The sequence below is a fragment of the Sporosarcina sp. 179-K 3D1 HS genome (assembly GCF_047228905.1).
In the GTDB taxonomy this organism is placed as follows: Bacteria; Bacillota; Bacilli; order Bacillales_A; family Planococcaceae; genus Sporosarcina.
In genome coordinates this window covers 70,632-89,049 of record NZ_JBFEGI010000008.1, presented here as the reverse complement: position 1 = coordinate 89,049, position 18,418 = coordinate 70,632, and the positions used below count along the sequence as shown (strand labels likewise).

The window sequence follows — 18,418 nt, the reverse complement described above, 5'->3', positions numbered from 1 at the left end:
AAGAGCTTTTGTTTCATGTTTAGACTTGTGCCACCATTGGGACAGGGAAAATAGATTCGATTTCCGGCTTCAATTGTTGCTCCAACGGATTCAACAATAGATGAACGGTACCGTAGTCTTCCGATGTCCGGATGAGACGGCCGGCACCTTGTCGCAAACGCAATAACATGAACGGCAAATCGACTTGCCGGAAAGGATCGTCTGCATGTTTGCGGCGGGCGTCGAATAGCGGATCCGATGGAGGGAACGGCAAATCATGGATGATGACGCGCGTTAACGCATCTTGCGGAATATCCAAGCCTTCCCACAAATGATAGGAACAGAGGATAGCAATCTGTTTCTGTTGGAAATCACGGACAATAGAAGAAAGTTCCCGCTCTCCTTCAAACGCAACTCTTTCTTTCCAGGCAGCTGGAAGTTGCGATTGGAACCGATTCATGGATTGTTCGGATTTAAACAGGATGAGCGTCTGTTCCCCATCCTCCAATAGTTCAAGCACTTTCTCTGCCTTCTCACGATCCTCCACATCAGTCGATACGACCTTCATCACTTCATCATAATCAAACGGCGACGGTACGGAAAAAGACAGATACTCCTCGATCCCCAACCCGTCCGCCAAGTAAGAAAAGTCTTTGAAAACGGAAAGTGTTGCTGAAGAAAACACAATTGGCAGTTTCGAAGAAAACAATTTTTCCCGAAGAATATCTGTCACTAACCGAGGCATGACAACTAGGGTCAATTCCCCTTCCCGATTCTCCAGCCAATCGACCGCATCGTTTTGGGAAGTGAACAGATCCATGGAATAGATATATTGATCGAGATATTCCTCCACCATTTTCAATTCATATTCCGGAATAATGAACAACTCGCCTTCAAAAACGAACTCCTCTAAAATGGCATGGGATAACCGGACCGCCTCCTTGCCGAGGGCCAATAGGTCATCTGACCGATTGATCGCTTTCCGATCATTATCGGTGATTTCTTTGGACGCATCCAAGCGGTCAAAAAATGATGCGTGGACGTCGATAAGCTGTTCCATCAAGCCGAGAGTTTTTTCCCGGATGCCGTCTACCATGATTCGCTCCATTAAAAGGAGCAGCGTGCTATTTTGAACTTCATAGGTCAGAGCACGTTGCGCTGAATATTCAAGTAAATGCCCCTCATCGAATACGACCATCGACACATCCGGCAGCAATGGCAATTGCCCTTGCCGTTTCCGAGAATCTTTCGTCCAAATATGTTCCATATAAAAGTCATGGGAACAGATGATAATTTCCACCGCTTCCCGATAATAATTCCGGTGGAGCGTTTGACCGCACTTATTGCGCAAATCACAGGCTTCACATTGCTGGATCGGATGATAATTCACCATCTTCCATTGCGCGTCACTTAATTCCGGATAATCGGAACGTTCTCCATATGCTTCCGTCGATTGGAGTGACATATTGCCATAGACAAAGTCGGGAAGAGAATCTTCCACCAGTTCGACAAACTCTTCGTTCGTTGTATCGCCCGTCTCCTCCAAACGCTTCAAACATAAATACTGTGCTCTAGCTTTTGCCAAACGGACATCGATGTCCAAGTCTAAGGCTGCACTGATTTTCCGAATATCTCCATCTTCTTTCACAAGCTGGTCAATCAGCGTTTCATCGGCACAGGAAATGAGCGCAGGTTTTCCAGTATAACGGGCATATGCGATGGCCGGTAACAAATAGGCAATGGTTTTACCTGTCCCGACACCTGCTTCCGCGAATAGCACTTTCTTGTCCTTTAAGGCCTGCTCGATTTGGAAAGCCATAAAAATTTGTTCATCGCGGCATTCAAACCCTTTTTCGGTCAAGTCATCATACAAAGTATCTCCGATCCAATCACTTAATGAATCATAAAATGACTTTTCTTTCGATAAAGGGAATGGCAGTTTTCTTTTCATAGGGAACTCCTTCCTAATTACATGCAAAAGGAAGAGGCGTCATCCTCTTCCAACACTATTTATGACTGACGTTGGCCCCAGAACTGATAGAAATCCGTCCGGATGAAGCCATTGAATAATTTTCTCTTTTTCGTCGCTTTTTTTCCATACATCGTTTCAAAGTTTTCAAGGGAAGAGAGCATATAGACGGACCATGAAGGGTGATCTTTCATTACATCGCCCAACACTTGCGCCATCTCTTCCGCCTCCTCAATCTCGCCAAGGCGTTCACCATAAGGAGGATTGCCAACAAGGACGCCGTTCAAACCCTCTACTTGCAAGTCTCGCACATCGCGTTGCTCGAACTGGATGATATCGAGGAACCCTGCCTCAATGGCATTGTTGCGAGCCACTTTAATCATCCGCGGATCATGGTCAAAGCCGAAAATGGATAACGGTTGGTCATAGTTTGCCAAATCCTCCGCCTCCAGCCGCACGTCATCCCACGTTTTTTTCGGGATCCATGGCCATTGTTCGCTCAAAAACTCCCGATTATAGCCTGGCGCAATATTTTGGCCGATCATGGCCGCCTCAATTGGAATCGTGCCAGATCCACAAAATGGGTCGACAAATGGGCGATCGGGATTCCAGCGTGTCAATTTGACAAGCGCCGCCGCCAACGTCTCTTTCAAGGGCGCATCCCCTTGACCCACCCGGTAGCCACGTTTATGGAGTCCCGCTCCGCTCGAATCGATCGTGAGCGTCACTTTATCTTTTAAAATCGAAACTTCCAGTTTGAATAAAGGGCCAGATTCATCTAAAAACCCGATCCGTTTATAAGCCGACTTTAACCGTTCCACAATTGCTTTTTTCACAATTGCTTGGCAATCTGGGACACTGAATAATGTCGACTTCACCGATTTTCCGGCAACTGGAAATGCGGCATCTACAGGCAGATATTGTTCCCATGGAATCGCCTTGGTCCGTTCGAACAACTCGTCAAACGTCGTCGCGTGAAATTCACCGGCAACTACCCGAACGCGATCCGCCACGCGGAGCCACATATTCGTCTTCGCTATTGCCGATTCATCACCTTGGAAATAGATTTTTCCGTTTTCGGTATGGGTTTCAAACCCCAATGCTTTCACTTCTTCTGCCACAATGGACTCCAACCCCATCGCTGAGGTGGCCACTAATTTAAATTCACTCACGCGCTCCCCACTCCATTCCCATTTCATCAAACATCCCAATGACTTCGCCGAGTTCCGATTTGGAAATCGCATCACTGATATAACCGCCTTGCGCAATCGCGCAACCCATTGACCGTAATAGCCTCATCTGGCGGATATTTTCGACGCCATCAGCTACGACTGTAATGCCCAGACGATTTGCCATTTGGATGATCATATCCACGATAATCCGATTTTCATCTGCTTCGAACATATTCCGGATGAAAACCGAATCGATTTTAATAGTATCGACCGATATTCTCGATAACAGACTTAGCGAAGAAAAACCGTTTCCAAAATGATCGATAGTTATCGAAAACCCGGCTGCTTTCAATGCGCTCAGTTTTTGGATAGAGCGCTCGCCATTGGCCATGATGACACTTTCATCAATCTCCAACTCGAATAGGCGCGGCGAGAGCCCAAATCGATTAATCGTATTCAACAATGATTCAATGAGATGGGGCTGCATAAAGTAAATGGCGGTAATATTGAGAGCGACTTGACCTGGATCTATCCCTTCCGCTTGCATCGCTACAATATCCTCGCAAATTTTTTCGAGGGCTATATCTGTAATTTGCACCATCAGTCCCATTTCTTCTGCAAAAGGGGTGAAATCTAAAATTGCATGCGAGACATTCTGACAAACAAGGCAATGGATATGCGACTCGATTCCGGTAATTCGTCCCGATTTCAAATCAATTTTCGGCTGATAAGAAAGGCCGAATTTCTTCTCCTCGATTGCCGTCGTAAGTCGACTTTCCAGTTCAATCATCCGAGTCACGTCGGTTACAAGATCATCATAAAAGAATGTGTAATTGTTGCGCCCGCTTCTTTTCGATTCATACATTGCCAAATCGGCCTTTTTCAATAAGTCGTCGAGTGTTTTTCCATCCTTCGGGAAAAAGCTTATTCCTATACTCGAGGAGATGAATAATTCATATGAACCAATATGGTGAGGCCTTTCCAATTTCTCTAGGATCCGCTCCGCAAATATGGCTGCTTCCCCGGCATGCTTCAAGCCTGTCAACGCGATGACAAACTCGTCACCGCCAATACGGGCAATGACATCTTTGTTCTTCAACAACTTCCGAAGCCTTCTAGCAAATTCCTTCAGAAGTTCATCACCGATCGCATGGCCAAGCGTGTCGTTGATTTGTTTGAAGCGATCCAAATCCAGAAAAAGAATAGCGAACATCACGTCATTTTCTTGAGTCGAGTTAAACAATACTTCCATCCGATTATAAAAGGATTGCCGATTTCCCACTTTCGTCAATGTATCCGTCATGGAAGCGTCCTTCAAATTTTTCAAGGCCACCTCATGATCGGAAAGATCGACAAATATGCCGCAATAGTGGGTGACTTCCCCACTATCATCACGAACTTCCATAATTTGCAACCACTCCGGATAAATCTCGCCATTCTTCCTACGGTTCCAGATTTCCCCGCTCCATCGTCCTTCTTTGTCTATGACATTCATCATATTTTGATAAAAATGTGCAGTATGTACACCCGACTGAAGAATGCGAGGAGTTTTCCCGACAACTTCGTGCCGAAGGTAACCCGTCACTTGCTCAAACGCAGGGTTGACATGGACAATCCGTCTGTACTTATCTGTAATCATAATCCCTTCATCCACTGTCATGAATACTTTCTCCGAAAGCTCCTTCGGATATTCAGATAGGACTTCAGATGAAGCAAAGGATCGATTATTAGAGCTCATTGAAACTCACCCATTCCCTATAACCTAATTCGACAAATGCCGAAAGCGAAGCGGCTGATAGTACAGTTTCATACCTCTCGAAACGTTGGGATGAAACCTGTTTTCATATCCATTCAGCGAGATCCTAAACGGACCTGACAGTTACAAACGCCTGCAAGAGGACCGTTCCAACTACGATTCATCGTTGATCTATAAGATTAATATTATAGCAGAAATTCTTCTAATTACATAAGAAAAGCTCCCCACAAGAATAGGAGAGCGTTCAACTACATGTTAGAACCATAGTAAATTTGATAAGCCATGTTTTGTTCCCGTGTACTCAAACGGCTTCCGCCTCGTACTTAGGGTGGTAATCATCTATCTACAGACTATTGTCTGTCCCTTCTTCCGTTCAATTCCTTCCGAAGAGTGCCCCTACCATAATTTGGGTTTCTCACTCGTGGGGTTTACCGCGTTCCATCCAGCCCGTTTCCGGACCAGCTACGTCACTGTGGCACTGTTCAGGAGACCTCATCCATATCTCGGAAGACTTAGGATTTATCCCCGCCGTCACCGCGCGATGCACGATGCCCTGGCTTATTTTTTCGCCAGGCACGAACACTACGGTCATCTCAGATCCGTGTGAGCATGGACTTTCCTCTACAACCTTGCGTTGCAGCGATTACCTAAATTCGCTATGGTATTGTTCAGTATACAGTACTTTTTGATCACTTTCAATGGATATGCCGAAACTTTGTTCTTGTAATTTTAACCATCCTGTTCGGAAAGCCTGCTGCCAAACACATGTTTCTCCAAGTTGGAAATGCGCTTCAGCAAGTCGAAATTCGTCGTACCACCTGTTCCAGCGGCCGTTCTCTTCTTATTTGCTGCCAACTCTTCTTTTAAGCGTTCATTTTCAAGCCGAAGCTCTGCGACAATTTTTTTGTATGTTTCATAATCTTGAATGACATCATCAAGGAAAAGATCAACTTCTTCCTGATTATAGCCGCGCAGGCCCGTTTTGAAGTCTTTTTCAAGAATTGTTTTAGAGTCCAATTTAATTTCCATAAGACTACGCCCTTCCGTCTGTCGTTACATGACTCTTATTATAACATATTTTGTCCTTCCCTGTCTTAATTTGAACGGCAACCAAAGCCTTATTTTGTCGGTTCATGCGCTTCCCCGGGAAATAGTTTCCGGTCAAGCCGTATTTCCCGTTTCCGGAAATCATTTCCCGCCTTCTTGCGGAATTTTTCGGACAGTTCGGTGTCTTCCTTTATATAATGCAAGGCAAGTTTCGTATTTCCCATCGCCTGCTCCAACTCTTTCACTTTATGCTCCTGAAGCTTCGCTAATTCCTCCAATGCCAAAATACGCTGCCTTCCCGTCAGCCCGTTTGCCGCGATAGTAAAAGCGGAAATGGACGCTTGATAGTTGCTTTGTCTTTTTAAATGAAACCCAAGATGGTAATGCGTAAGCGGATGATCGATGCCGTACTCTTTGATGACCTGTTCGAAAACGTGTCCGCTGCGCTCATAGGATTTCAAATCGGCAAACCATTTCCCGATATTTGTGTGCGTGACGGCCGACTCGGTCACTTCCGTCTTCAACAACAGGTCGGTCGAGCGGATATATAAAGCGACGAGCGACAGGATATCCCATTCATTATGAAGCAACACTTTCATCAACAGTTCGGGACGTCCGCTTTTCACCGCATCTTGGTAAATAATCGGCGCCATATGCCCGGGGATATCTCCTTCACGACGGAAGCCAAGCTGTTCTTCCTCGATGGCCGGAAGTCGGAACGTCCCCATCTCTTCTTTCCAAATGCGCCTCGACCCATGCAGCAAGTCGATTTGGTCATGGTCGAGCAGTGGCGGCAATTCATTGCGGTTCATCGTCCAGCGCATCTCCATCTGAGGAATATCGAAACTTTTTCCGTTATACGTCACGAGTGTCGAGGGCGTTTCCCACAGACGGGACGCATAGAGGAACGCCGCTTCATGATCCGGACTCGGCAAAACATATTGCGTAAGACGGAAAGTGCTTGCGGTTTGCTCAATAAACCCCATGAGAAAGACCAACGTTCCCGTGCCTTTCAAACCGGTCGTTTCCGTATCAAAAAACAAAATGGGCTTAGAGAGATCCGGAGAAAGCGGATGGATCTCCCCCGATTCCGTCCAATCATCAATCGTCTTTTTCAATCCGGACAAGGCGATATCGCCATGCCGGTAGTCGTTGGCGTATTCGACCGTCTTTTTATAGACGATGCCATGCGGATTTTGTTCTTTCGTCAAACCAGCCGCCAACCAATTTTGTTCATAGGCAGGCGGTGGAGGAAGCTTCCTTTCCTCAGGCTTGCTTTGCTGCATTACTGGTTCAGGGTCAGCCTTCTTTAAAAGCTTCTTCATTTGCATTAATTTTTGCTCATACGACATTGCTGGCACTCTCCGCAAGGTCCCGCAGCAACTGAGCGACCTCTTTTTTCATCCCCATCCTGGCTTCCTGCGCCCCGATACAAACCGGACAGCCGGATTCGCATCGGCAAGATGACACATGTTCCGCCGCTTGCCCGAGCAATTCATTCCACCGTTTGAAAATCTTTTCGCTCAGTCCAATTCCACCCGGATAGCTATCATAAATGAAGAAAGTCGGCTTCCCGGTATGGACGGCTTTCACTTGCGGCACTACATGGATATCCGTCCGATCGCAGCGGACAAATAAGGGTATGAACGACTGGATGGCATAGGCTGCCCCTGTCATTGCATCTGTCAGACCACCAGCGCTCACCCCCTCCGGAACATCGAATGTGAACCAAGTGGAAGAAGTATGTAGCTCTTCAGCCGGCAATGAAATCGGACCGGACCCGATATTGTCATGTGTATCGAATTGCTTCTTAATAAAGCATAGGTTGTATACTCGGCCATGTTCAATTGTGACCAACACCATCACCTCTACATTCATTTTATCATGAATTACTGAATAAAAAATAAGACCATTCATTGCTGGCAGCCTCATTCCCAGTACAAATATCCAGGTCAGGCACGTTAATTATCTTTATATTATTTCATAGGAAATAAAAACTTCTCACCGTTGTAAACTTGAGAGATTTTTATATAGATATAAGAGCATTAATATCTGTCCGGTAAGGGGCTGTCCAGAAAGTCAGTTTTAAACTGAACTACTTTGAAAGCCCCTTTAATATTTAGGTTAATCATCTTCTATAATTTTTATATTCATATCTAAAAATGTCCCGGTGAGAAAGTCATCTATATTCATCTGAATAAATATATCTTTTAGGTTACCTACATTTACAGTAATCGGAACCTCAGTCTCTACATTTGTTAAGATGAATCTGAACTCTTTCTGATAAGCTAGAGAATCATGCTTCGTGAATAGAAAGTCTACTTCTCCCTCGTCAAAACTTGCTCTTCGCGCATCACTTAAAATCCTATAATCAGCATAGTCTACCATTCCGTAGGCTAAGCCCATATCAGATTTCTCTGCTGCTTTTTTAAAGCGCTCTATGAATATATGTGGCGATAATGTAAGAGCTACTGTATCGGCATTAAAGACTTCTTTTATCCGTAATACATCTTCGGAAGGTATCTCAAGTTTAATACGAATGCGATCCTCGGTTTGTTCTAAAACCACAAAGTCTCTTGTACTGAAATTAGCCACACAAAACATAGGAATCCTGTTAACGCCCTCATAACGCTCAATAAGATTTCCTAGTTCAGCTGTACCAACTAACCTATTCTGTTGATCATAAATCTTAATGTCACTAACTTCTAAGACATGAGCTCCTTCGTAAGCATCGCCTTGACCTTTTACTTTACTGGCTTTTTCCTGATCAATGAAATGTTTAAAGTTATTCATATAGATAATTCCTTCAAGAAAACTATGGACCCATTCTTTTGATGTGAATTTTGCCATTAAAAAATGTTTAACCTCAAAGCCTTTGATTTCACTTAGTCTCATAATTTGGCACACCATCCCATTAGTCATTTTCAATTTTTTCGACAAAATAAGATGGAGTCCTTCATTTACTACCACTATTACCGCGCATTATAGTCCATACACACACTGTCCAATAAAAGCCTCTACTAGTAATTCTGGAAGGCATTTGAAAAGCACCCTCAATTGAGAGTGCTTAAATCCAATTACCAATTTGAAGTTCAAGGATATTAACTTGACGTTTTAATTTATTAATCGTTTCAATTCTTTCCTTTGAATCTCTATGCCTTTTTTCAAACCATGCAATTGCATCCCGCAATACAACTAACTTTTCATCATATTCTTTGATATCTTTTATTTCTAAATCCAAATTACCCCTCCTTCCTTCCACAATGTATGTTTTATTAAGGGGAATTAAGACAATAAAAATAACGCTATATGATGCTGTGTTTTACTATAAAATTTCAATTTTTTCAGCAATGATAACCTCGACTTCCGTGGATAATGTCTATGCCACATTTAACACACATTCAAAAGCCTGCTTCGTTGTTTTCCGGTCAATTTCAAATTGTAATTTTATACAGTACACTCTACTATCGTATTCTAATTGGATCAACGTCGGTTTATAGCTGTCATGCTTGGTATTTCCGGAATTGTCGAGATCTCAATTAAAACTTGCTTTATTTTCCACGCAGGAACAAACACTTTTTAAAATTAACACCTTTTAAAGAAACATTTTGTTGCTCTTAAAAAGCAATTACAAGCAACACTTCGTTTCCTTTTACAAATTTATGCAATTAATTGTTTCTTATTAACAAAGCAACTAATTGTTGCTGTATAATTATAATAATTAGTATTTATAAGGGGATATTTTATGAGCTTCCAAAGCCGATTGAAAAATTTAAGACTTGAAGCGAAATTAACCCAGCAAGATGTAGCTAACAAACTAGGCATAACTAGGCAAGCGTATGGATATTATGAAAGTGAAAAATCCAAAAGAGAACCAGACCATGACTCAACACAAAAATTAGCTCGAATATTTGATGTTTCTCTTGATTACTTACTAGGGGCAACAGAGTCTAAGATTATTGTTGCAAATCAAATAATAAACATAACAAAAGAAGAGATAAAACTTCTAAACGAACTAAAAAAGCACCCTACTATGCTTCATGACTTGGCGTCTAATCCGGAGAAGAAGATTAAAGAATTGGTCAAGCTCTACCAGATGAAGAAAATGTTACTGGAAGAAGATGAAGGTGAGTACGGCGATAGTTTCGACGAGTGAGAAGATTGTAAATTGGCCTAACCGGGCTTTTTATTTTTAGCTATTCAATAGGACAAATAAACCAGTACAAATTAACTGGGAGGAAGGGGAATAAAGAATGGAGAAGTTTGTAGAGCAATTACGTGGACTAGCAAAAAGAGTGGATTCACTAAAGACCTCCATTGAAACGGAGGAAGCTACAAAGACAGCAATCGTTATGCCGTTTTTCCAAATTTTAGGTTATGACATTTTTAATCCTATGGAGTTCAATCCGGAATTTACTGCCGACGTAGGAATTAAGAAAGGGGAAAAAGTGGATTACGCCATTTTGCACGATGGTCACCCAGTAATCTTGATTGAATGTAAAGGTATAAATCAGGAGTTAACAAAACACGATTCGCAACTATTCCGTTATTTCGGGACTACTACAGCAAAGTTCAGCATTTTAACTAACGGCATCGAATATAAATTCTTCACCGATCTCGAAGAACCAAACAAGATGGATACTTCCCCTTTCTTTACGTTTAAAATAACAGAATTAAGAGATGTCCATATTTCCGAAATAGCTAAATTCAGAAAAGAATCTTTTGATGTCGATAAAATTACGAGCAACGCATCCGAATTGAAATATTTAAACGCTTTAAAAGAGTATTTGTCCAAGCAATTCGAAGACCCTTCGGAAGACTTTGTTAGATATTTGGTAGGGGAAATTTACGAAGGTGTCAAAACGAAAGCTGCAATAGAAAAATTCACCCCAATCATTAAAAGAGGAATCAAGCAAATTGTAAATGAACAAGTAAATGATAAGTTGAATGCAGCATTGAATTCGACTACAGAAAGCAAAGTCATTATTGAAGAAATGCAGGTTGTGGAGAATGAGGATGATGGTATAGTCACAACACACGAAGAGATGGAATGTTACGCTATGTCGAAAGTTATCCTTAAAGACACAATTAATATTGATAGAGTTTACTATAGAGATAACAGAAGTTACTTCAATATTCTAATCGATGACAACATTCGAAAGTGGATCATGAGAGTGTATTTCGATAAAAATAGAAACTATATTATCCTGAATGATGCACCAGTTGATAAAGATCGAACCCTTATCGAGTTTGAACAGCCAATAGATTTATTATCTATGAAAGAACAAATTGTAAAGACGACTGTTCAATTCGCGTAAAACGGATCGAAATAAAAAGCAGAAGGGTTAAAGCCTTGAATCAGACAGCTTCAACCCTTCTTTTATTCTGCCAATACGCGCAACAGCTTTTCAGCACGTCTTTTATTCTCCTTCTGCCCAATTTCCTGTGCGCCAATGCAGATTGGACAGCCAGACTCACATGCACAGCTTGCCACGTGGTCAGCGGCCATGCAAAGCAGTTCCTGCCACCGTTCAAATATCTTCTCGCTTAATCCAATACCACCCGGATAGCTGTCGTGAACGAAGATTGTTGGCTTCCCTGTATGGATTGCCTTTACTTGCGGTACTACATGCACATCATTCCGGTCGCATTTAATAAAAAGAGGAACCAATGACTGGATGGCATACGCTGAGGATGTCATAGCATCTGTCAGATCGGCCTCTTTCCAACCAACCGGTATGTCGAATGCAAGCCAAGTCCCGTTCGTATGCAGTTCTTCCGCCGGTAAGTCAATCGATCCCGAGCCTATATTGTCATGTTTACCAAACTTAATCTTCTTAAAAATCGTCGGAATCGCAAGCACGGCGATATCACCATAGGCGACGACGTTATCTCCAAATTCCTTCGTTGCATCTTCGCTCATCACTTTTAATTCCACTGCAAGGTTCGCATCCGTGAAATAATCGACGTCCACTTCCGTCACATAAGCCTTCTTTTCCTCCCAATCCAGTTCTTCGACTTGGTATTGGGTGCCTTGGTGGATATAGATCGCCTCTTCATGAAGGAGCGTCATCGCGCTAAACCGGTCCATCTCTCCGATGACCGTCGTATCCTTTGGATGGGTTTTATCAATGATAATAACATTTTCTTGCGAAGCGGACCGCAAGCTTACTTCACTTGCCGGAAAACGATCCGTCATCCAGTGCCATTTGTCGCTTGTACGGACAAGCACTCCTTCCGCCTCTAGAAAAGCGAGCAAGTCCTGCACCTCAAACTCGCCGTACGTTTCGGTCAACGAGAAAGGCAATTCGAAAGAAGCGCATTTTAAATGATCCATTAAAATGAAGAGATTATCTGGATGGATACGGGCCTCTTCCGGTGATTGACCAAGGAGATAGTCAGGATGATCAATGATGTATTGGTCGAGCGCCATCGATTGGGCGACGTAGATGATGAGAGCTTCTTCCTGGCGTCTGCCAGCCCGGCCCGCCTGTTGGAAAGCACTCGCAATATTTCCCGGGTAACCCGTCATGATGCACGCTTGCAATTGACCGATATCAATCCCGAGTTCCAGCGCATTTGTACTAACGACGGTCCGAATATCGCCTTCTCGCAATCCTTTTTCAATTTTTCGCCTCTCCGATGGCAAATAACCACCCCGATAGCCCATGATCGTTTCATCAAACAGTTTCTTCTTCGTCAGTTCTTTCATATAGGTGACGAGCATTTCGACGCGCACTCGGCTTTTCGCGAAAATGATCGTCTGAATTCCTTCCCTATATAAGAATGAAGCCAAATCTCGGACTTCCAAGATGGCGCTGCGCCGGATGCCGAATGTCGGATGGACGACGGGCGGATTATAAAAGACGAAATGCTTTTTTCCCGCTGGCGCCCCATTGTTCTCAATCAACCGCATCTCCGTATTCGTCAATGATTCCGCCAATACTTTCGGGTTGGCGATCGTCGCCGAAGTGCAAATGAAAACCGGATCACTTCCATAGTAATTGCAGATCCGTTTCAATCTCCGGAGTACGTGCGCCACATGGCTTCCGAACACGCCTTTATACGTATGCAGTTCATCGATGATGATATATTTCAAGTTCTCAAAGAGCGAAACCCATTTCGTATGATGTGGCAAAATACCGGAATGGAGCATATCGGGATTCGTCAGCACAATATGTCCCGACTTCCGGACTTTGGAACGCAGCCCAGGCGCCGTATCCCCGTCATACGTATAACTGAGGATCGCTTCCCCGCTCGCTTCGATCAATTCGTGAAGATCGGCCAACTGGTCCTGAGCCAACGCCTTCGTCGGGAACAGATAAATGGCACGCGATGTATCGTCCTCTAAAATGCTTTGCATGACTGGCAGATGATAACAGAGCGATTTCCCGGACGCTGTCGGTGTCACCGCAGTGAAAGATCGCCCCGTTGCTGCCAATTCGAACGCTTCTTTCTGATGGCTATACAGTTGCCGTATCCCTTTCGTACCGAGCGCCCGGATGATGGAAGGATGCAGTCGTTCCGGAAATTCGGCATAGACCGCCTCTTTCCCCGGGATGGTTCTTGTATGGATAATATTGGATGAAAAAGAAGGATCCGTCTGCAGATGTTCCAAAATTTCCGGAATGGACAGTTTGGTATGTTTCATTGGCCCTCTTCCTTTCGCAGCGCATCCAAAATAGTTTTCAATGTATATTCAGCCGAATTGATCGATAAGACAAACCGTTTTTTCCCAGTTTTCGGATAGAACGACTGGACGATGAATTGCTTCATGGAATCATGCAGCGATTCAATTTGATGAGGATGGACGTAAAGCGGTTTTGCGACTTTGATCCATTGTGAAACCTTGCTCGTCCATTCATCCAGCCACGCATGCGTTTGATCCGCATACGGCTTTACTTCTTGGAAAAAATCCGGTTCTCTATCCTGCTCTCGCATATCGGCATGACGTTCCAGACATTCTCGACAAACGGAGAGCAGTCGTTCTGTTTCTTTGATTAAATGCAAACCCATCTGCTCCTTCCGACTGTTTTTCTTCATTCTAGCAGATATTGCACTCGCTCACCATAGCCTAACGAACGTGCATTCCGATTTGTATCGGTATGTGAGAATTGCTTTTACAGGGTTGTGGGTTGTTTCGCAGTTTGCCCGATTGCCTACTTCCAAATGGTCGCGGCAGTTAAGGGACTTTCAAAATTCCTTTTTCAATTAGTTTACATAATATGATTATAAGAGTTCTGGAATGCCAACTAAAAAGGGTGATCGCAACTTGTGATGTATCACATTATCAACATTGTATCACCTACTTTTCTAATAATCTTTCTTCCCCTTACGTACGTCTAAAAAGTTTGAAGAACTCTTCCTCCATCCAATGTCGAATCCATCGAAGCCAAGCCAGGATCCGCTCTTTAACTACTGCCAGCCTACGTGTTTACCTACATAAGATTGGTGGTAAAAATAGAAGGAAGTACGCATCTTGAAATGGAGGTGGAGAATCGTTGCACATCCTCTTATATGTGAGCGCAGCCATCGCAGCTCTATCTTTGGCTCTCATTGCGGTCTTTGTCTTCCTCGTTCTGAAAAGTACAAAACAGACGATGAATTCATTGTCGGAAACCGTCCAGCGAGTGGAAACGAAGTTAAACGGCATCACGGAGCAATCCGCGCAATTGATGGAGAAAACGAACCGGATTGCGGACGATGTCGAGACCAAAGTACAATCATTGGATCAGTTGACCAAGTCTGCTCAAAATTTCGGCCAAACGACGGAGCACTTGAACGAATCATTCGAGTCTTTATCTCAACAAATCGCGACACCACCTAAAAAACTGCGGCCGTTGATGGAAAAAGCGACCGCCTTGACGGAAGCGACGGCACGGATCTATTATCGGCTGAAGCGGGAGAAAGAAGCGGCCCAACAAAAAGCGGCAAAGCAATCCGCGGGAGCGCCTTCCCATTCGGCATCCGTCCCGCAACTCGAATACCACAGTCGGGAATAAACGAAAATAGAGGTGATACAATATGGATTGGATGGGTATCGGCGTACTGCTCATCGGCATTGCGTTTGTGGTCCTCGTCATCCTGCTCATCAAACCGTTGAACAAAGCGGCCGATTTGCTGGAAGGCTTGCAGGAAACGACCGATCGCCTTCCCGATGTAGTCGACGATGTGTCGGCTCAGGCGACGGATATGTTGCAGACGAGCAACGCGACATTGGATCAGGTCAACAACCAAGTCCATTCGCTTAATCCCTTTTTCCATATCGTAGGCGATACTGGAAAAGCGGCCCGGTCGTTGACATTATCCGCATTGGAAAAAACGAATTTGCTTAAGGTGCAGACCGCAAGTGCAATGGAATACTCGAAACAGGAGAAATACGAAGGACTCTACGGTATCTTGTCGTTCCTCTTCTTCCTCTCACAGAGAAGGAAAGAGATGAAAGAGATTGCGGAAATTTCTCCGGAAAAATGAAAAGCGTAGAGGGCCCACACATCGTTGGGTTCCTCTACGCTTTTCATTGGTCCTGTACAATATATTTCCCTTCCTGTGCCGCTTCCTTGGCTTCTGCTTTCATCCGGGCGATATCGAATGCTTTTTGTTCTCCGGTCGCCACGAGATTACGAGGCCTCTTCAAACCGCCGCTTTTCGCCTCTTTCCGTTTCCGGGCTGCATAGAGGCCTAGCGCTGCCGTCCCGTATAGACCGCCGAGGCGTTTGTTCCGTTTCTCCTCATCAATATCCACGACCTTGCTCTTTGCCGCTTCGGCCACATCGACAAGGGAGGAAGAGAGTTTCCGTGTCGTCTCACCGACATCCCCCACAACATGAAAGAGTGGGGTGAGCGTCCCAAGCTTTTCATTGACATCCGCCAATGTATCATTGGAATGTCGGATGATCTCGCCGGTCTCGGAAAGTACTTCGTCCAACTGATCCGGCAGACGGTCCACGGTCTCGTTGACCCCCTCCAAAATGGAACTGAAATGATGGAGTACTCGAGCGATAAAAATCGCGAGCACCAAAAATCCGACTCCTAGCAGCAGTACGCCAACTCCTGTCAAACTCATACTTTCACATCCTTTCTATTTAATTAATATGTTGCTTGTTTGCCGCGTTTCCAAGAATCCACCATGCCCAGTGTCAGTTCAGAAAACTGGACAACCCGGACGAACGGTTTCGTCCCGGGCATGACTTCGCTTTTCGCATAAACGCCTGTCGCCTCCTTCAAACCGGTGCTCGTCAGATAGGCGGTTTCTCCGACTTCTTCCACTGTATCGAAGACGCTATCCAATGCCTCCAGCTTGACGTCGATGTCACGAATTGTCCAATCCGCTTCCTCCAATGTCTGTTCCACTGCGCCAGCGGTTTCATTCACTTGTCCTTCCATCCGGTTGGCGACATTGCCAAGCGATTCGATACTTTGGGCAACCCGATGCAAGAGTTTCGCCACGTAAATGGAAAAGATGGCAAACGAAACAGCGATAAGCAATACTCCAATCGCACTCAACATTACTTCCGAACCTCCTCTCTTTTGTTCTATACCACTTTTTCCTGCAGTTTAAGCGTGAGAGGGATTAAAAGTGAAGCGGGAAGGAATATGTAATTGCCAACGCGATTTCAATCTAATGAGGTTTGCTTAGGAACGTTGGGAGGTCAACACAAAGTGTTTCGAGGCTGTCCCGGAGCATTATGAAGTTCTTGCGGTACGTAATAAAGTTTACCGAAAACGTTTTGATATTCAATTTAAAATAAAAAAGGGATGTCCTCATGCTGATGAACATCCCCTATCGATTGAATTTATTCTCGCTCCAACGGCATGGAACAGCAGCGGAAGGAGCCTCCGGATTTAATGATTTCGGAAAAATCAACCTCGATTACCTCGAAGCCATGTACCCGCATCGCCGCATTAACGCCTTTGTTTTGCGGCAAGCTGAACACCTTGCCGTCCCCGATGGATAAAACGTTCGTCCCCATCGTGAACTGTTCGTCGGAAGATACCTCGATTAATGTATACATCGATCCCAAGAAGTCCACCATATCGTCGGATAGTGCTTGCGGAAAAATCAAAGCCACTTCAGGGGATAATATATTGAACACGCAATCCAGATGCAGGTACTTTTCCTCAAATGGGACGCGGATGATCCGACGATCCGGCAAATCTCTTTCCAACTTGGATACGGCCTGCTCGGAAGTGCGGCTGCTGATCCCGACAAAGACCTTTTCCCGATCGATGATGACGTCCCCGCCTTCAACCCGGTCGGCCGTCGTTTGATAAGGAATGTTTTCATCCTCCAACCATTCCTCGAGCGCCTCCTCCTCCCCTTTCCGGATATCACTTGCCATTTCGGCTACGAACAGATCGTCTCCAACTGTGAATCCGATATCCCGTGTAAAAACTTGTTCCGGAAATTGTTCGGAAGATGGGAGCTTGATCACTTCCACACCATGTTTCCGCAGCTGGCGTTCAAATTCCCGATGCTGTTCCATTGCAACTTTCACATCGATGTTTTCATCCTTGTATTGCTTTTGGACGTCATTGATAACATCCTCAATCGCCATAAATTTCGGTTGGCACAAAACAACTCGCTTCAGCGGTTCATATTCAGTATCGCATTTCGTTGTCGGCTGTTGTGTTACGGGAGATTCCATGTCTTCATCCTCCAAATGCAGTTTCTCTTGGTGGGTATTCCCGTTCCGCTTTAAATTAAACCTTCGATGGATTGTTCCGTCAGCCACTGGCCAACGGTTTGATTGAATAGATCTGGCCGTGCAATTGGAAATCCGTGACCGATGCCAGGAATCAGGAGATATTGACAGTTTGGATGAAATACAGCAAGTTCCCTGGCCGATTCGATGACGCTTTTTCTTTCTTTCATCCCGGCTGTGACGAGGATGGACGTCGAGCTTTTGGAAATTTCGTCAGAGAGTGAAAATGACAGGTTTTCTCGCAGCATATCGACCAATGTCGCAGCTTTCATTTTCACGCTATCTTCATAGTACCGTTCAAAATAGGGGGCCTTATTCATATAAAGTTGTTTGGCTTGTAGTTTCGCAAATTTCCGATCGTGGACGAGTGGCATCGTCATGCGAACTGTTGGCCCGATAAGCGGGAAGACCCAGGCCATCGGGCGGATGAGAGCACTATTGACGACAGCGGTCCGTATAAGATGCGGAGCTAAGCTAAGCATCTCCAAGATGATTTGGGCGCCGATTGAAAAGCCGATGACATGGACGGGTCGACTAGCCCTTTTGTTTTCAATTAAATCTATCAATTGCTTGGCATTGTCACGAATGGAGAACGTCCCCTCTTCACTTCGTACACCGTGGCCTTGTAGAGTTGGCACAATGCAATGATAATCTGTGAAGTAGCTGACTTGCTTGTCCCACATCCATCCCCCGGCCCCGCCACCGTGAATAAAGACGAGAAGCGGTCCGTCTCCTATTTTTCCGAATTGTTCATAGCGAACGACCATCCGTCCCACCCCTTTCTTTCATC

General features: G+C 44.7%; 18 protein-coding genes and 1 other RNA gene. 4 read left to right on the top strand and 15 right to left on the bottom strand.

Going from position 1 to position 18,418, the window contains the following annotated elements; translation table 11 throughout:
* Nucleotides 1-19: 19 nt before the first annotated feature.
* From AB1K83_RS11875 to AB1K83_RS11835, 9 genes are all read right to left on the bottom strand, one after another.
* Nucleotides 20-1,930, bottom strand: a complete 1,911-nt coding sequence (locus AB1K83_RS11875; RefSeq protein ID WP_413058406.1) for an ATP-dependent DNA helicase — start codon at nt 1,928-1,930, stop codon at nt 20-22.
* Nucleotides 1,931-1,989: 59 nt separating this feature from the next.
* Entirely contained in the window at nt 1,990-3,120 is a 1,131-nt protein-coding gene (locus AB1K83_RS11870; RefSeq protein WP_413058405.1) for a THUMP domain-containing class I SAM-dependent RNA methyltransferase, read from the bottom strand.
* Entirely contained in the window at nt 3,113-4,858 is a 1,746-nt protein-coding gene (locus tag AB1K83_RS11865) for a putative bifunctional diguanylate cyclase/phosphodiesterase (RefSeq protein ID WP_413058404.1), read from the bottom strand. The genes AB1K83_RS11870 and AB1K83_RS11865 overlap by 8 nt, the downstream gene beginning before the upstream one ends.
* Before the next feature lie 289 nt (nt 4,859-5,147).
* An RNA gene (rnpB, locus tag AB1K83_RS11860) (RNase P RNA component class B) lies at nt 5,148-5,531 on the bottom strand.
* Between the two features lie 74 nt (nt 5,532-5,605).
* Complete coding sequence (gene gpsB / locus AB1K83_RS11855; RefSeq protein WP_413058403.1) at nt 5,606-5,905, bottom strand: cell division regulator GpsB; 300 nt, start codon at nt 5,903-5,905, stop codon at nt 5,606-5,608.
* 89 nt (nt 5,906-5,994) lie between these two features.
* Entirely contained in the window at nt 5,995-7,275 is a 1,281-nt protein-coding gene (locus tag AB1K83_RS11850; RefSeq protein WP_413058402.1) for a ribonuclease H-like domain-containing protein, read from the bottom strand.
* Nucleotides 7,265-7,840 (bottom strand): Zn-binding domain-containing protein, encoded by a 576-nt coding sequence (locus tag AB1K83_RS11845; RefSeq protein WP_413058401.1) that lies wholly within the window; start codon nt 7,838-7,840, stop codon nt 7,265-7,267. The genes AB1K83_RS11850 and AB1K83_RS11845 overlap by 11 nt, the downstream gene beginning before the upstream one ends.
* A 207-nt stretch (nt 7,841-8,047) precedes the next feature.
* A complete protein-coding gene (locus AB1K83_RS11840) occupies nt 8,048-8,818 on the bottom strand; it encodes a hypothetical protein (protein ID WP_413058400.1) in 771 nt (256 codons plus the stop codon).
* 172 nt (nt 8,819-8,990) lie between these two features.
* Complete coding sequence (locus AB1K83_RS11835) at nt 8,991-9,164, bottom strand: hypothetical protein (RefSeq protein WP_413058399.1); 174 nt, start codon at nt 9,162-9,164, stop codon at nt 8,991-8,993.
* Between the two features lie 504 nt (nt 9,165-9,668).
* Here AB1K83_RS11835 and AB1K83_RS11830 point away from each other — a divergent pair.
* Nucleotides 9,669-10,079 carry a helix-turn-helix domain-containing protein gene (locus tag AB1K83_RS11830; protein WP_413058398.1) on the top strand — a complete coding sequence of 137 codons (411 nt, stop codon included), beginning with the start codon at nt 9,669-9,671 and terminating at the stop codon, nt 10,077-10,079.
* Between the two features lie 97 nt (nt 10,080-10,176).
* Complete coding sequence (locus AB1K83_RS11825) at nt 10,177-11,241, top strand: type I restriction endonuclease (RefSeq protein WP_413058397.1); 1,065 nt, start codon at nt 10,177-10,179, stop codon at nt 11,239-11,241.
* Between the two features lie 62 nt (nt 11,242-11,303).
* Here the strand turns inward: AB1K83_RS11825 and AB1K83_RS11820 are convergent, their stop codons facing one another.
* Together AB1K83_RS11820 and AB1K83_RS11815 are read right to left on the bottom strand one after the other, a co-directional pair.
* The gene (locus AB1K83_RS11820; protein ID WP_413058396.1) at nt 11,304-13,574 is read right to left on the bottom strand and encodes a DEAD/DEAH box helicase; all 2,271 of its coding nucleotides are present in this window, start codon (nt 13,572-13,574) and stop codon (nt 11,304-11,306) included.
* A complete protein-coding gene (locus tag AB1K83_RS11815; RefSeq protein WP_413058395.1) occupies nt 13,571-13,939 on the bottom strand; it encodes a YppE family protein in 369 nt (122 codons plus the stop codon). The genes AB1K83_RS11820 and AB1K83_RS11815 overlap by 4 nt, the downstream gene beginning before the upstream one ends.
* Before the next feature lie 485 nt (nt 13,940-14,424).
* Here AB1K83_RS11815 and AB1K83_RS11810 point away from each other — a divergent pair, with 485 nt between their 5' ends.
* Both AB1K83_RS11810 and AB1K83_RS11805 read left to right on the top strand, forming a co-directional pair.
* Nucleotides 14,425-14,925, top strand: coding sequence for a DUF948 domain-containing protein (locus tag AB1K83_RS11810; protein WP_413058394.1), 501 nt, complete (start codon nt 14,425-14,427; stop codon nt 14,923-14,925).
* 22 nt (nt 14,926-14,947) lie between these two features.
* The gene (locus tag AB1K83_RS11805; RefSeq protein ID WP_413058393.1) at nt 14,948-15,397 is read left to right on the top strand and encodes a DUF948 domain-containing protein; all 450 of its coding nucleotides are present in this window, start codon (nt 14,948-14,950) and stop codon (nt 15,395-15,397) included.
* Between the two features lie 43 nt (nt 15,398-15,440).
* On the opposite strand, the gene AB1K83_RS11800 is transcribed toward AB1K83_RS11805, so the two are convergent.
* The 4 genes from AB1K83_RS11800 to AB1K83_RS11785 all read right to left on the bottom strand — a co-directional run bounded on the left by AB1K83_RS11800 (nt 15,441) and on the right by AB1K83_RS11785 (nt 18,395).
* Entirely contained in the window at nt 15,441-15,989 is a 549-nt protein-coding gene (locus AB1K83_RS11800; RefSeq protein WP_413058392.1) for a DUF948 domain-containing protein, read from the bottom strand.
* Between the two features lie 23 nt (nt 15,990-16,012).
* A complete protein-coding gene (locus tag AB1K83_RS11795; protein WP_413058391.1) occupies nt 16,013-16,432 on the bottom strand; it encodes a DUF948 domain-containing protein in 420 nt (139 codons plus the stop codon).
* 287 nt (nt 16,433-16,719) lie between these two features.
* Nucleotides 16,720-17,571: a dimethylarginine dimethylaminohydrolase family protein gene (locus tag AB1K83_RS11790; RefSeq protein ID WP_413058390.1), complete on the bottom strand. Its 852-nt coding sequence runs from the start codon at nt 17,569-17,571 to the stop codon at nt 16,720-16,722.
* 50 nt (nt 17,572-17,621) lie between these two features.
* Nucleotides 17,622-18,395, bottom strand: a complete 774-nt coding sequence (locus AB1K83_RS11785; protein WP_413058389.1) for an alpha/beta fold hydrolase — start codon at nt 18,393-18,395, stop codon at nt 17,622-17,624.
* Nucleotides 18,396-18,418 lie beyond the last annotated feature (23 nt).

Coding starts and splice junctions, on each gene's coding strand:
- AB1K83_RS11825 (WP_413058397.1), top strand. CDS start 10,177: ATGGAGAAGTTTGTAGAGCAATTACGTGGACTAGCAAAAAGAGTGGAT.
- AB1K83_RS11785 (WP_413058389.1), bottom strand. CDS start 18,395: ATGGTCGTTCGCTATGAACAATTCGGAAAAATAGGAGACGGACCGCTT.
- AB1K83_RS11795 (WP_413058391.1), bottom strand. CDS start 16,432: ATGTTGAGTGCGATTGGAGTATTGCTTATCGCTGTTTCGTTTGCCATC.
- AB1K83_RS11865 (WP_413058404.1), bottom strand. CDS start 4,858: ATGAGCTCTAATAATCGATCCTTTGCTTCATCTGAAGTCCTATCTGAA.
- AB1K83_RS11790 (WP_413058390.1), bottom strand. CDS start 17,571: ATGGAATCTCCCGTAACACAACAGCCGACAACGAAATGCGATACTGAA.
- AB1K83_RS11840 (WP_413058400.1), bottom strand. CDS start 8,818: ATGAGACTAAGTGAAATCAAAGGCTTTGAGGTTAAACATTTTTTAATG.
- AB1K83_RS11805 (WP_413058393.1), top strand. CDS start 14,948: ATGGATTGGATGGGTATCGGCGTACTGCTCATCGGCATTGCGTTTGTG.
- AB1K83_RS11830 (WP_413058398.1), top strand. CDS start 9,669: ATGAGCTTCCAAAGCCGATTGAAAAATTTAAGACTTGAAGCGAAATTA.
- AB1K83_RS11845 (WP_413058401.1), bottom strand. CDS start 7,840: ATGAATGGTCTTATTTTTTATTCAGTAATTCATGATAAAATGAATGTA.
- AB1K83_RS11850 (WP_413058402.1), bottom strand. CDS start 7,275: ATGTCGTATGAGCAAAAATTAATGCAAATGAAGAAGCTTTTAAAGAAG.
- AB1K83_RS11800 (WP_413058392.1), bottom strand. CDS start 15,989: ATGAGTTTGACAGGAGTTGGCGTACTGCTGCTAGGAGTCGGATTTTTG.
- gpsB (WP_413058403.1), bottom strand. CDS start 5,905: ATGGAAATTAAATTGGACTCTAAAACAATTCTTGAAAAAGACTTCAAA.
- AB1K83_RS11815 (WP_413058395.1), bottom strand. CDS start 13,939: ATGGGTTTGCATTTAATCAAAGAAACAGAACGACTGCTCTCCGTTTGT.
- AB1K83_RS11820 (WP_413058396.1), bottom strand. CDS start 13,574: ATGAAACATACCAAACTGTCCATTCCGGAAATTTTGGAACATCTGCAG.
- AB1K83_RS11875 (WP_413058406.1), bottom strand. CDS start 1,930: ATGAAAAGAAAACTGCCATTCCCTTTATCGAAAGAAAAGTCATTTTAT.